The organism is Stenotrophomonas cyclobalanopsidis (assembly GCF_008710035.1).
Classification (GTDB): domain Bacteria; phylum Pseudomonadota; class Gammaproteobacteria; order Xanthomonadales; family Xanthomonadaceae; genus Stenotrophomonas; species Stenotrophomonas cyclobalanopsidis.
The window spans coordinates 1-13,753 of record NZ_VYKI01000019.1; the positions used below are offsets into that span (position 1 = coordinate 1).

11 protein-coding genes and 2 tRNA genes are annotated in these 13,753 nt (G+C 64.2%); all 13 read right to left on the bottom strand.

Translation table 11 applies throughout. The annotated features are described in order from the left end of the window. Positions 1-118: 118 nt before the first annotated feature. Positions 119-195 (bottom strand) — tRNA-Met (locus FJU31_RS14010). Positions 196-278: 83 nt separating this feature from the next. Then, positions 279-355 (bottom strand) — tRNA-Met (locus FJU31_RS14015). Between the two features lie 127 nt (positions 356-482). Next, on the bottom strand, positions 483-1,943 hold the full coding sequence (gene nuoN / locus FJU31_RS14020; protein ID WP_079222602.1) for an NADH-quinone oxidoreductase subunit NuoN: 1,461 nt from the start codon (positions 1,941-1,943) through the stop codon (positions 483-485). 15 nt (positions 1,944-1,958) lie between these two features. Next, on the bottom strand, positions 1,959-3,467 hold the full coding sequence (locus tag FJU31_RS14025) for an NADH-quinone oxidoreductase subunit M (RefSeq protein WP_108769450.1): 1,509 nt from the start codon (positions 3,465-3,467) through the stop codon (positions 1,959-1,961). Positions 3,468-3,490: 23 nt separating this feature from the next. Then, on the bottom strand, positions 3,491-5,662 hold the full coding sequence (gene nuoL / locus FJU31_RS14030) for an NADH-quinone oxidoreductase subunit L (RefSeq protein ID WP_150455302.1): 2,172 nt from the start codon (positions 5,660-5,662) through the stop codon (positions 3,491-3,493). A 7-nt stretch (positions 5,663-5,669) separates the two neighbouring features. After that, the gene (gene nuoK / locus FJU31_RS14035) at positions 5,670-5,975 is read right to left on the bottom strand and encodes an NADH-quinone oxidoreductase subunit NuoK (protein WP_053519917.1); all 306 of its coding nucleotides are present in this window, start codon (positions 5,973-5,975) and stop codon (positions 5,670-5,672) included. Further along, positions 5,972-6,631 carry an NADH-quinone oxidoreductase subunit J gene (locus tag FJU31_RS14040; protein WP_079222605.1) on the bottom strand — a complete coding sequence of 220 codons (660 nt, stop codon included), beginning with the start codon at positions 6,629-6,631 and terminating at the stop codon, positions 5,972-5,974. The genes nuoK and FJU31_RS14040 overlap by 4 nt, the downstream gene beginning before the upstream one ends. A gap of 9 nt (positions 6,632-6,640) precedes the next feature. Continuing rightward, positions 6,641-7,129: an NADH-quinone oxidoreductase subunit NuoI gene (gene nuoI, locus FJU31_RS14045; protein ID WP_005410456.1), complete on the bottom strand. Its 489-nt coding sequence runs from the start codon at positions 7,127-7,129 to the stop codon at positions 6,641-6,643. 3 nt (positions 7,130-7,132) lie between these two features. Next, the gene (gene nuoH / locus FJU31_RS14050) at positions 7,133-8,227 is read right to left on the bottom strand and encodes an NADH-quinone oxidoreductase subunit NuoH (RefSeq protein WP_150455303.1); all 1,095 of its coding nucleotides are present in this window, start codon (positions 8,225-8,227) and stop codon (positions 7,133-7,135) included. Continuing rightward, a complete protein-coding gene (gene nuoG, locus FJU31_RS14055; protein ID WP_150455304.1) occupies positions 8,224-10,470 on the bottom strand; it encodes an NADH-quinone oxidoreductase subunit NuoG in 2,247 nt (748 codons plus the stop codon). Before nuoG ends, nuoH begins: the two co-directional genes overlap by 4 nt. Further along, on the bottom strand, positions 10,467-11,807 hold the full coding sequence (gene nuoF, locus FJU31_RS14060; RefSeq protein ID WP_150455305.1) for an NADH-quinone oxidoreductase subunit NuoF: 1,341 nt from the start codon (positions 11,805-11,807) through the stop codon (positions 10,467-10,469). Before nuoF ends, nuoG begins: the two co-directional genes overlap by 4 nt. Positions 11,808-11,811: 4 nt before the next feature. Beyond that, positions 11,812-12,339, bottom strand: coding sequence for an NADH-quinone oxidoreductase subunit NuoE (nuoE, locus tag FJU31_RS14065; protein WP_108769456.1), 528 nt, complete (start codon positions 12,337-12,339; stop codon positions 11,812-11,814). A 97-nt stretch (positions 12,340-12,436) separates the two neighbouring features. Beyond that, positions 12,437-13,747, bottom strand: a complete 1,311-nt coding sequence (locus FJU31_RS14070) for an NADH-quinone oxidoreductase subunit D (RefSeq protein WP_150455306.1) — start codon at positions 13,745-13,747, stop codon at positions 12,437-12,439. Positions 13,748-13,753 lie beyond the last annotated feature (6 nt).

Below are 13,753 nucleotides of genomic sequence, written 5' to 3' on the forward strand. Positions count from 1 at the left end.
GGCCCGGCGCTACCGGGACAACGCGCGACCTGGTAGCGCCGGGCCATGCCCGGCGGATCCAGCGGAACCCCAAAGAAAAACGCCCTCGAAGCAGCACTTCGAAGGCGATCTCTTTACTTGGTAGCGGGGGCAGGATTTGAACCTGCGACCTTCGGGTTATGAGCCCGACGAGCTGCCAGACTGCTCCACCCCGCATCAGAAGCGGAATTATGAGTGATAACTTCAAAACATGCAAGCTTTCCCTCATTCATCAAACCGGTTGGCGCCGATCTGAAGTTTGGTAGCGGGGGCAGGATTTGAACCTGCGACCTTCGGGTTATGAGCCCGACGAGCTGCCAGACTGCTCCACCCCGCACCGGAAGCGTTTGAACTGCTGCCCTGCTCTTTCGAGGAGGGCTACCGCAACGATGTTCTGGCTGAACCGCTGCAGTGACAACTCAGGCTGCGCATATTACACGAATCGCGCAGCTTTGTGTCAACTTTTATGCAAGATGCGCAAATGCCTGCTGGCACCAGACCATGATCGGATTCCAGGCCAGGCCCAGGGCCAGCAGCGCCAGGGCGTTCACGCCCAGCACCACGCCCAGCACGCGGTCGTTGTTGCGCGGCATGGCCTCGCCCACCGGCTCATCGAAGTACATGACCTTGATGACGCGCAGGTAGTAGAAGCAGCCGACCACGGCGCACAGGACGCCGAGGATGGCCAGCCACAGCAGGCCGCCGTTGACGGCAGCGCCGAGCACAGCCAGCTTGGTCCAGAAGCCCAGGAACGGCGGGATGCCGGCCAGCGACGCCATGATGCACAGCACGAGGCCGGCCATCCACGGGTTGCGGGCGTTCAGGCCCTTGAAGTCCTCGATGTTCTCGGCTTCAAAACCGGCGCGCGACAGGGCGATGATCGCACCGAAGGCGGCGGTGGACATGATGGCGTAAGCCAGTGCGTAGAACAGCGCGGCGGCATAGCCCTGCGCGCCACCACCGGCGATGCCCATCAGCAGGAAGCCGATGTGCGACACCGTGGAGAACGCCAGCATGCGCTTGAGGTTGCTCTGCGCGATGGCCATCAGGTTGCCGATGACCAGCGACACGGCGGCCAGGCCGGCGATCAGCAGCTGCAGTTCGGTCGACAGCGGGCCCACGCCCATTTCCAGCAGGCGGTAGGCCATGCCGAAGGCGGCCAGCTTCGGTGCCGAGCTGATGAACAGCGCGATCGGCGCCGGGGCACCTTGGTACACGTCAGGCAGCCACATGTGGAACGGAGCGGCACCCAGCTTGAAGGCCACGCCGGCGATCATGAAGACCGCGCCGGTGATCAGCAGCACGCGCTCATCCGAATGCGGGATGGCGGCCTGGATGGCATCCAGGTGCAGGCTGCCGGTGGCGCCGTAGATCAGCGACATGCCGTACAGCAGCAGGCCCGAGGCCAGCGAACCGAGGACGATGTACTTCATCGCCGCTTCCGAGGCCAGGCCGCTGTCGCGGTTGCTGGCGACCAGTGCGTAGGAGCATAGGGCCAGCAGTTCCAGGCCCAGGTAGACCATCAGCAGGCTGCCGGCCGAGACCAGGATCATCATGCCGGCGGTGCCGAACAGGATCAGCACCGGGATCTCGCCCTGGAACAGGTTGCGGTCGCGCAGGTAGCGCCAGCCGTAGACGAGGGTAAGGCCGCTGAGCAGCACGATCCCGGTCTTCATCACGTCCGCGGCGGTATCGCGCACGAACATGCCGTGGAAGACCTCACCCTGCCCGCCCACGCCGGTGGCGAGCATGAACAGCACCACGGCCAGTGCAGCGACCGAGAACAGGTGGGTGACGATCTTGTTCCGGTTGCTGACGAACAGGTCGAGGATCATCAGGGCGAAGGCGCTGCCGATCAGCACCAGCTCGGGAGCGAGCGGTGGCAGGTCAGCGGCGGTCAATGGCAGCAGCGGCGAGGTGGTCATCATCAAATCCTGGAATTACAGCAGCTTGCTGGATGCGATCTGCATCGCCAGCTTCGCGATCGAGGGCTCCATCAGGTCGGTCAGCGGCTTGGGGTAGATGCCCAGCGCCAGCACGCCGATGGCGAACACGCTCAGCAGCGCCCATTCGCGGCCGTTGATGTCCTTCAGTTCGGCCACATGGCTGTTGGCCACTTCGCCGAAGAAGATGCGCTTGTACAGCCACAGGGTGTAGGCCGCACCGATGATCAGGGTGGTGGCGGCGCCCAGGGCGATCCACGGATTGCGCTGGAACGCAGCCAGGATGACCATGAATTCACCGGCAAAACCACTGGTGCCCGGCAGGCCGGCATTGGCCATGAAGAACAGCATGGCGAAGGTGGCGAACCACGGCATCACGTTGACCACGCCGCCGTAATCGGCGATGCGGCGGCTGTGCATGCGGTCGTACAGCACGCCGACGCAGGAGAACATCGCACCGGACACGAAGCCGTGCGAGATCATCTGCACCATGGCGCCCTGCAGGCCCAGGCGAGCTGCATCGGCGTTGCCGGCTTCACGCACCAGCCACAGGGCGATGAAGGTACCCAGGGTGACGAAGCCCATGTGCGCGATCGACGAATAGGCGATCAGCTTCTTCATGTCGTCCTGCACCAGGGCGACCAGGCCGACGTAGATCACCGCGATCAGCGACAGTGCGATCACCAGCCAGGCCCATTCGTTGGACGCATCCGGAACGATCGGCAGGTTGAAGCGCAGGAAGCCATAGCCACCGATCTTCAGGGCGATGGCGGCCAGGATCACCGAACCGGCCGTCGGCGCTTCCACGTGGGCGTCCGGCAGCCAGGTGTGCACCGGGAACATCGGCACCTTGACCGCGAAGGCGATCAGGAAGGCGAAGAAGATCCAGGTCTGTTCCTTGGCGCTCAGCGGCAGCGCGTACAGGTCGGCCAGCTGGAAGCTGCCACCCTTCATGTACAGGTAGATCAGCGCCACCAGCATCAGCACCGAGCCGAGGAAGGTGTACAGGAAGAACTTCATCGCGGCGTAGATGCGGCGCGGGCCGCCCCAGACACCGATGATGAGGAACATCGGGATCAGCATCGCCTCGAAGAACACGTAGAACAGCATTGCGTCCGTGGCCGAGAAGATGCCGACGGTGACGCCTTCCAGGATCAGGAAGGCCGCCACGTACTGGTTCACGCGCTTGTCGATCGCGCTCCAGGCACCCAGCAGGGCCAGCACGCCGACCAGGGTGGTCAGCAGGATCAGCGCGATGGCGATGCCATCCACGCCCAGGTTGTAGCCGATCTTGTACGCCGGGATCCACGCATGGGTCTCGACGAACTGCATGCCATCGGCAGCCGGGTTGTAGCCGCCGAGCAGCGAGAGACTCGCAACGAAGGTCAGCAGCGCCACGCCGATCGACGCCCAGCGGGCGGTCTGCGCATCACGGATCGCAAGGATCAGGGCACCGCCGAGGATCGGCAGCCAGATGAGGACACTGAGTAGGGGCCAGTTCGACACGTCTTCTTATTCCGTACAGGTCATCAACGCAGGTAATGCATCAGCACGCCCAGGAGGGCAATCAGGCCGATGATCATCGCGAAGGCGTAGTGATAGAGGAAACCGGATTGGGTACGACGCAGCACGCCGGCTGCGACGTCCACAACACGTGCCGAGAGATTGACCACGCCGTCGACGATGTTGCTGTCGATCCAGCGAGCGACCTTGCCGAGCTTGACGCTGCCACCCGCAAAACCGTCGATCCACAGCTTGTCGAAGCCGTACTTGTTTTCCAGCACCGAGACCAGCGGAGCGAAGGTCTTGCGGGCCTTGCCCGACAGGTCCGGCTTCCACAGGTAGAACAGCGCGGCCAGCAGGAAGCCCGCCAGGGTCAGCCAGAACGGCGGCAGCATCATGCCGTGCAGGGCGAACCTGACCGGACCATGGAACTCCTCGCCGAGGAAGGCTACGGTGTTCTTGGCCGGATCGTAGAAATCGACGATGCCGGTGAAGAACGTGGTCGCCTGGCCCTTGATCGCCTCGTGGGCGTGGTGGCCGGCCCAGTCGGTGCCGTGCAGCATCGGACCGATGCTGAAGAAACCGATGGCGATCGAGGGGATGGCCAGCAGGATCAGCGGCAGCGTCACCACCCACGGGGTCTCGTGCGGCTCATGCGGACCGTGGCCATGGCCGTGGTCGTCATGGGCATCGCCGTGGTGCGCATCGGCGTGATGGGCATCGGCGGCATGATGGTCGTCATGGCCGTGGTCATCGTGGTGCGCGTCACGGAAGCGCTCCGGACCATGGAAGGTCAGGAACAGCAGGCGGAAGCTGTAGAAGCTGGTCACCAGCACGCCACCCAGCACTGCCCAGTAGCCGTAGGTGGCCACCCAGGTGTTCTGCATGTGGGCGTGGATCTCGGCGGCCTCGATGATGGTGTCCTTCGAGTAGAAGCCGGAGAAGAACGGCGTACCGACCAGGGCCAGCGTACCGATCCACATGGTGATGAAGGTGATCGGCATGTACTTGCGCAGGCCGCCCATCTTGCGCATGTCCTGCTCGTGGTGCATCGCGATGATGACCGAGCCGGCACCCAGGAACAGCAGCGCCTTGAAGAAGGCGTGGGTCATCAGGTGGAACACGGCCGCCGAGTAGGCCGACACGCCCAGCGCCACGGTCATGTAACCGAGCTGGGACAGCGTCGAGTACGCGACCACGCGCTTGATGTCGTTCTGCACGATGCCGATCAGGCCGGTGAAGAACGCGGTGGTGGCACCGATGAAGAGAATGAAGTTCAGCGCGGTCTGCGACAGCTCGAACAGCGGCGACATGCGGGTGACCATGAAGATACCGGCGGTCACCATGGTCGCGGCGTGGATCAGTGCCGAGATCGGGGTCGGGCCTTCCATCGAATCCGGCAGCCACACGTGCAGCGGGACCTGGGCCGACTTGCCCATGGCGCCGATGAACAGGCAGATGCAGATGACCGTGGCGATCGACCAGACGACCGGCTCGCTCAGCAGCTGCATGCCGAACACGGTGCCATCCCAGATCTGCATCTTGGCTTCGGGGCTGGCCAGTGCGCCGGCCTGCGAGAAGACCTGCGAGTAGTCCAGGGTGCCGAACACCCACAGCACGCCGGCGATGCCCAGCAGGAAGCCGAAGTCACCGACGCGGTTGACCAGGAACGCCTTCATGTTGGCGAAGATCGCGGTCGGGCGCTTGAACCAGAAGCCGATCAGCAGGTACGACACCAGGCCCACCGCTTCCCAGCCGAAGAACAGCTGCAGGAAGTTGTTGCTCATCACCAGGGTGAGCATCGAGAAGGTGAACAGCGAGATGTAGCTGAAGAAGCGCTGGTAGCCCGGGTCTTCTTCCATGTAGCCGATGGTGTAGATGTGGACCAGCAGCGACACGAAGGTCACCACCACCATCATCATCGCGGTCAGCTTGTCGACCATGAAGCCGACATGGGCCGAGTACTGGCCCACTTCGAAGAAGGTGTACAGGTTCTGGTTGAACGGCTGCGCACCGCCCCAGACCAGCTGGTACAGGGTGAACATCGACAGGGCGCAGCTGATGGCCACGCCGAGGATGGTGACGGTCTGCGCGCCGAAGCGCTTGACCTGGCGACCGAACAGGCCGGCGATGATGCTGCCGAACAGCGGTGCAAGCACCACTGCGATCAACAGACTCTTGGAGAGAGTGATTTCCATCTGTGGATCAGCCCTTCAGCGAATCGACTTCGCCGACATTGATTGTGCGGCGTGTACGGAACAGGGTCACCAGGATCGCCAGGCCGATGGCGGCCTCGGCAGCGGCGACGGTCAGGATGAAGAACACGAACAGCTGGCCGGACGGATCGCCCAGCTGGCGCGAGAACCCGACGAAGTTGATGTTCACCGACAGCAGCATCAACTCGATGGACATCAGCAGGACGATGATGTTCTTGCGGTTGAGGAAGATGCCGGCAAGGCTGATGCAGAACAGCACCGCGCCCAGCGCCAGGATATGGCCGAGAGTGATCATGCCTGGGTCTCCTCGTCGCCCGCGACCGGCTTGGTGTTGCTGTGGACCAGCGGCTTCTCAGCGTCCATCTTGACCACGCGCAGACGCTGCGAGGCCTTGACCATGGTCTGGTCGCCCGGGTTCTGGACCTTGACACCGGTACGGCGACGCAGGGTCAGCATGACGGCGGCAACCACGGCCACGGTCAGGATGACGGCGGCGAACTCGAACGGCAGCAGGTATTCGGTGAACAGGCTGCGGGCCAGCCAGGTGATGTTGGACGTGTCCGCGGCCAGGGCCGCAGCGTTGTCCGCCGGGAAGGCGTTGACCGCCCTGCCCTTCACCCCGATCAGGATCAGCATCTGCACCAGCATGGCGACGGCCACGATCAGGCCGACCGGCAGGTAGCGCACCCAGCCCTCACGCAGGTTCGTGGGGTCGATGTCGAGCATCATCACCACGAACAGGAACAGCACCATCACCGCGCCGACGTAGACCAGCACCAGGGCGACACCGAGGAACTCGGCACCCACCAGCAGCCACACGCAGGCAATGGAGAAGAAGGTCAGCACCAGGCAGAGCACGGCGTGAACCGGGTTGCGCACGCTGATCACCGCACCGGCCGAAACCGTTGCCGCGATGGCGAACACCCAGAAAGCGATATTTACCCAATCCATCTCTCGACCTCAGCGGTAAGCGGCATCGGCGGCACGACGCTCGGCGATCTCGTTTTCGAGACGATCGCCAAGGGCCAGCAGCTGCGGCTTGGTAACGATGTTTTCGCCACGGTTCTCGAAGTGGTACTCGAGGATGTGGGTTTCGACGATCGAGTCCACCGGGCAGCTTTCTTCGCAGAAGCCGCAGAAGATGCACTTGAACAGATCGATGTCGTAGCGGGTGGTACGGCGGGTGCCGTCCTCGCGCTTGGCCGAGTCGATGGTGATGGCCAGTGCCGGGCACACCGCTTCGCACAGCTTGCAGGCGATGCAGCGCTCTTCACCGTTGGGGTAACGGCGCAGGGCGTGCAGGCCACGGAAGCGCGGCGACTGCGGGAACTTCTCCATCGGGTACATCATCGTGTACTTCGGCTTGAAGCTGTACTTCAGCGTCAGCCAGAGACCGGCCAGCAGTTCGAGCAGCAGCAGGCTCTTGAAGTAATGGGTAATCCTGTTCATCACTTAGACGCCCTTTTGAATCACGCCGAAGAACACCATGACGGCGGTAACCGCGATCCACAGAATGGCCAGCGGGATGAAGACCTTCCAGCCCAGCCGCATGATCTGGTCATAGCGGAAGCGCGGGAAGCTGGCACGGAACCAGATGTAGGCACTGGCGAAGAAGAACACCTTGACGAACAGCCACGGTGCACCGCCCTTCCAGATCCAGTCGACCAGCGGCGAGACATCACCGAAGTTCACCCAGCCCTGGATCGGGCTCAGCCAGCCGCCGAGGAAGAAGATCGAGATCAGGAAGCTGATCAGGATCATGTTCGCGTATTCGGCCAGGAAGAACAGGGCGAAGGCACCGCCGGAGTATTCGACCATGTGGCCGGCGACGATTTCCGATTCGCCTTCCACCACATCGAACGGCGCGCGGTTGGTTTCAGCCACGCCCGACACCCAGTAGATGACGAACAGCGGGAACAGCGGGATCAGGAACCAGTCGAAGAAGCCGGAGCTGCCGGCCTGGGCCATCACGATGCTGCTCAGGTTCAGGCTGCCCGAAGCGATCATCACGCCGACCAGGGCGAAGCCCATCGCGATTTCGTAGCTGATCATCTGCGCCGAGGCGCGCATGGCCCCCAGGAACGCGTACTTCGAGTTGGAGGCCCAACCGGCCAGGATGATGCCGTAGATGCCCAGCGAGGTCATCGCCAGCAGGTACAGCAGACCGGCGTTGGCGTTGGACAGCACGATCTGCGAGTCGAAGGGCACCACCGACCAGGCGGCAAACGCCGGGGCCAGGGTAATCAGCGGCGCGAGCAGGAAGATCGCCTTGTTGGCGCTGCTCGGCTGCAGGACTTCCTTGAACAGCAGCTTGAAGACGTCGGCGAAGGCCTGGAAGATGCCCATGCCCACGTACATCGGGCCGTGGCGGACGTGCATCCAGCCGATCAGCTTGCGTTCCCAGACCACGTAGAAGGCCACCGAGACGATCACCGGCACGGTGATCACCAGGATCTTCAGGATGATCCAGACCAGCGCGCCGATATCACCAAGGGCAAGCAGCCACTGGTGCAGCGGGTCGACCGCGTTCAACAGCAATTCGTTCATGCAGCCACCACCGATACGCGAGCGGCACCCAGCGGCGCGGTCGCGCCGTGGCCCGATTCAATCCAGACCGAACCCACAGCGACGCGGGCGTCGACCACCACCGGCAGGGTGGCCTTGCCGGCATCGGTGCCGACCTTGGCCATCTGCCCTTCCTGCAGCTGCAGGCGCGCGGCATCGTCAGCGTTCAGCACGATGCGCGGGGCGTTGTTCAGCGGATGCGACTGCAGCGCCGGCGCGCGACGGACCACCGCATCGGTGCGGTAGATCGCGGCGGTCGAAGCCACTTCCAGGCCTTCGCCGGCAACGGCCGGCTGGGCCGAGGCCGCCACGGCGACCGACACCGGCGCCATGCTGGCACGCAGGCCGGCCAGGTCGGTGAAGTCGAAACCGGCCAGCGCCATCTCGCCGCCCAGTGCGCGCAGCACGCGCCAGCCCTCGCGGGCCTCGCCCGGCAGCTTGCCGCCGGCACGGGCCGACTGCTCGCGACCATCGAGATTGGTCAGGGTGGCGTCGATTTCCGGCAGCGCGCCGATCGGCAGGATGACGTCGGCAACGTCACGGGTGGAGACGCAGGCGAACTGGCTGAAGGCCACCACCTTGGCACCGACCAGCGCCTTGCGCGCGGCCGGGGCATCGGCGAAGTCCAGGCCCGGCTCGAGGCCGTAGACCACGTAGGCCTGGCGCGGCTGCGCCAGCATGGTGGCCACGTCCTTGCCGGCCGGCAACACACCGGCGCGGGTCAGGCCCACGGCATTGGCGCCCTGCGGGATGCGGCACAGCTTGGCACCGGTGGCGGCAGCGAAGTCACGCGCAGCGGCGCGGATCGCGGCAGCCTGCGGGTGGTTCTCGGCGATGCCACCGACGATCAGCACGGTGTTGGTACCGCCCTGCACCGCCGAACGCAGTTCTTCGCTGGCCAGCGCGTCGACGAACTTCGACGGGGCGACGATCTGCTTGCCGGCGATGCTGAAGGCGAAGTCGAAGTCCACCGGGTTGACGACGTGGATCTTCGCGCCCTTGGTGGTCTGCGCCTTGCGCAGCCGGGCGTGCAGCAGCGGCAGTTCGTGGCGGATGTTGCTGCCCAGAACGACGATGCGGTCGGCGCCTTCGATCTCGGCCAGCGGCAGGCCGAACACTTCGGCGGTTGCGGCGTCGGAGAAATCGCGGTTGTTGATGCGGTGGTCGATGTTGTTCGAGCCCAGGCCCTTGGCCAGGCGGGCCAGCAGCGCGCCTTCCTCGTTGGAGGTCGACGGGTGCACCAGCACGCCCAGATGGTCACCCTGGTGGGCCTTGAGGATCTCGGCGGCCGCGGCCAGGCCTTCGGTCCAGCTCACTTCCTTCCACTCGCCGTTGACCTTGCGCAGCGGCTTGACCGCACGGTCTTCGCTGTACAGGCCCTGGTGCGAGTAGCGGTCACGGTCGGACAGCCAGCACTCGTTCACGGCTTCGTTGTCGCGCGGCACGGTACGCAGCACTTCGCCGCGACGCACGTGCAGGAACAGGTTCGAACCCATGGCGTCGTGGTAGCCCAGCGATTCGCGCGCGGTCAGTTCCCACGGACGGGCGCGGAACTGGAACACCTTGTTGGTCAGCGCGCCGACCGGGCAGACGTCGACGACGTTGCCGGACAGCTCGGTGGTCAGCGGCTTGCCGTCGTAGGTACCGATCTGCAGGTTCTCGCCGCGGTACATGCCACCCAGTTCATAGGTGCCTGCCACGTCGGCGGTGAAGCGCACGCAGCGGGTGCACTGGATGCAGCGGGTCATCTCGGTGGCGACCAGCGGACCCATGTCCTCGTCCGGCACCACGCGCTTGCGCTCGTTGAAGCGGCTGACCGAACGGCCATAGCCCAGCGAAACGTCCTGCAGCTCGCACTCGCCGCCCTGGTCGCAGATCGGACAGTCCAGCGGATGGTTGATGAGCAGGAACTCCATCACCGAACGCTGGAACTTGAGCGCCTTCTCGCTACGGGTGGCGACCTTCATGCCGTCCATCACCGGGGTGGCGCAGGCCGGCGCCGGCTTCGGCGACTTCTCCACGTCCACCAGGCACATGCGGCAGTTGGCGGCGATCGGCAGCTTCTCGTGGTAGCAGAAGCGCGGAATGGAGATGCCGGCCTTGTCGGCGGCCTGGATGATCATCGAGCCCTTGGGCACGACCAGCGACTTGCCATCGATCTCGATGGTGACGTGATCGGGTGGGACGCTCGGATTCCCACCCGGATTATTGGGTTGCGCGCTCATGCAGCGGCTGCCTCCACCTTCTTGCCGTCAACCATCGAATGACCGTTGACGATGTAGTACTCGAACTCGTCCCAGAACTGGCGCAGGAAGCCCTGGATGGGCCATGCAGCCGCTTCGCCGAACGCACAGATGGTGTGGCCTTCGATCTGGCCGGCCACCGCCTTCAGCTGGTGCAGGTCTTCCATCGTGGCCTTGCCGGCGACGATGCGCTCCAGCACGCGGTGCATCCAGCCGGTGCCTTCACGGCACGGGGTGCACTGCCCGCAGGATTCCTTGTGGAAGAACTGGCTGATGCGGCAGGCGAACTTGACGCAGCAGACGCTGTCATCCAGCACTACGACGGCGCCAGAACCCAGGCCGGAGCCCAGTGCACGGATCGTGTCGTAGTCCATCGGCAGGCCCTTCAGCTCGGCCGCGGTCAGCACCGGCATCGACACGCCACCCGGGATCGCGCCCTTCAGGGTGCGGCCCGGACGCAGGCCACCGGCCATTTCCAGCAGGTCGTCGAAGGTAGTGCCCAGCGGCACTTCGAAGTTGCCGCCGTTCTGCACGCAGCCGGAGACCGAGAAGCACTTCGGGCCGCCGTTGGCGGTCAGGCTCAGGCCCTTGAACCACTCCGGGCCGTTGCGGATGATCGCCGGCACCGAACCGTAGGTTTCGGTGTTGTTGATCGTCGACGGCTTGCCGTACAGGCCGAAGTTGGCCGGGAACGGCGGCTTGTAGCGCGGCTGGCCCTTCTTGCCTTCCAGCGATTCCATCAGCGCGGTTTCTTCGCCGCAGATGTAGGCGCCGGCGCCCAGGGCACCATAGATGTCGATGTCCACGCCCGAGCCCATCACGTTCTTGCCCAGCCAGCCATTTGCATAGGCATCGGCCAGGGCCTGTTCGAAGTTCTCGAACGGCTCGTGGTGGAACTCACCGCGCAGGTAGTTGTAGCCCACGGTCGAGCCGGTGGCGTAGCAGGCGATCGCCATGCCTTCCACGACCGAATGCGGGTTGTAGCGCAGGATGTCGCGGTCCTTGCAGGTGCCCGGCTCGGATTCATCCGAGTTGCAGAGGATGTACTTCTGCATGTTGCCCTTGGGCATGAAAGACCACTTCAGGCCCGTCGGGAAGCCAGCGCCACCGCGGCCGCGCAGGCCCGAGGCCTTGACCATCTCGATGACCTGCTCCGGCGGGATCTTCTCTTCGAGGATCTTGCGCAGGGCGGCGTAGCCACCGGTCTTCAGGTAGCTTTCGTACGACCACGGGGTGTCGTAATGCAGGGTGGTGTAGACCACCTGGTGCGGCAGCGGCGCGGGGCCGACCGGACCCTTGGATTCGTGGTGATGTGCCATGCCCTTACTCCAGCCCGTCCAGCAGCTCGTCGACCTTTTCCAGGGTCAGACGCTCATGGTAATGACCGTTGATGACCATCATCGGTGCACCACCGCAGCCTGCCAGGCACTCTTCCTCGCGCTTGAGGTAGACGCGGCCGTCCGGGGTGGACTGGCCGTGCTTGATGCCCAGCTTCTTCTCGCAATGGCGCACGATGTCCTCGGCGCCATTGAGCCAGCAGCTGATGTTGGTGCAGATGGCCACGTTGTTGCGGCCCACCTTCTCGGTCTCGAACATCGAGTAGAAGCTGGCGACCTCGTAGGCCCACACCGGCGGCAGATCCAGGTACTTGGCGACGCCGGCGATCAGCTCGTCGGTCAGCCAGCCCTGGTTCTGCTCCTGGGCCGCATGCAGGCCCTGCAGCACGGCGGAGCGCTTGCGGTCCGGCGGGAACTTGGACAGCCAGTGATCGATGTGAGCGCGCGTCTTGTCGCTCAACACCACCATCGGGTCGACGTCGCGCGCCGTCTCGAAATTACCTGTCGCCTTCATCGGCCGACCTCAGCGAAATGCATAACGTGAAATTGCAGAAACTGCGGCGCCGGCTTGCGCCGGCTGCCTGCAGCAGGCGTTGGCTTGGCAGACGTCATTACCGGTCAACCTCGCCGAACACCAGATCGTAGGTGCCGATCATCGCCACCACGTCGGCCAGCATGTGGCCGCGCACGATCGAATCGATCGAGGACAGGTGGGCGAAGCCCGGTGCGCGCAGGTGCACGCGGAAAGGCTTGTTGGCGCCATCGGAGACCAGGTAGCAGCCGAACTCACCCTTCGGGGCTTCCACCGCCGAATAGGTTTCGCCGGCCGGCACGCAATAGCCTTCGCTGAACAGCTTGAAGTGATGGATCAGCGCTTCCATGTCGTCCTTCATGTCCTCGCGGCTGGGCGGCGCGACCTTGAAGTTCTTCACCATCACCGGGCCCGGGTTGGCCTTCAGCCACGCCACGCACTGCTTGATGATGCGGTTGGACTCACGCATTTCCGCCACGCGGCACAGGTAGCGGTCGTAGCAGTCGCCTTCCTTGCCCAGCGGGATGTCGAAATCGACGGCATCGTACTTGGCGTACGGACGCTTTTTGCGCAGGTCCCAGGCAACGCCCGAGCCGCGCAGCATCACGCCGGTCATGCCCCACTGGTGGGCCAGCTCCGGGCTGACCACGCCGATGCCGACCGTACGCTGCTTCCAGATACGGTTGTCGGTCAGCAGGGTTTCGTATTCGTCGACGCGACCCGGGAACTCATTGGTGAAGTTCTCCAGGAAGTCCAGCAGCGAACCTTCACGCGAAGCATTGAGCTGCTTCAGCGCCTTGCCCTTGTGCCAGCGCGATTCCTTGTACTTCGGCATGTGGTCCGGCAGGTCGCGGTAGACGCCGCCCGGACGGTAGTAGGCCGCGTGCATGCGCGCGCCGGAGACTGCTTCGTAGCAGTCCATCAACTCTTCGCGCTCACGGAAGGCGTACAGCATGACCGCCATCGCACCCAGATCGAGGGCGTTGGAGCCCAGCCACATCAGGTGGTTCAGGATGCGGGTGATTTCGTCGTACATCGTGCGGATGTACTGCGCGCGTTCCGGCGCCTCGATCCCCATCAGGGTCTCGATCGAGCGCACGTAGGCGTGCTCGTTGCACATCATCGACACGTAATCCAGGCGATCCATGTAGCCGATCGACTGGTTGAAGGGCTTGGACTCGGCCAGTTTTTCAGTACCACGGTGCAGCAGGCCGACGTGCGGGTCGGCGCGCATGATGGTTTCGCCGTCCATTTCCAGGATCAGGCGCAGCACACCGTGAGCGGCCGGATGCTGCGGGCCGAAGTTCATGGTGTAGTTGCGGATTTCCTGCCGGCTTTCGGCGGCGTTGCTGGCGAAGGCTTCGCCGGCCTGGTGAACATGCCTACTCATTTCCGG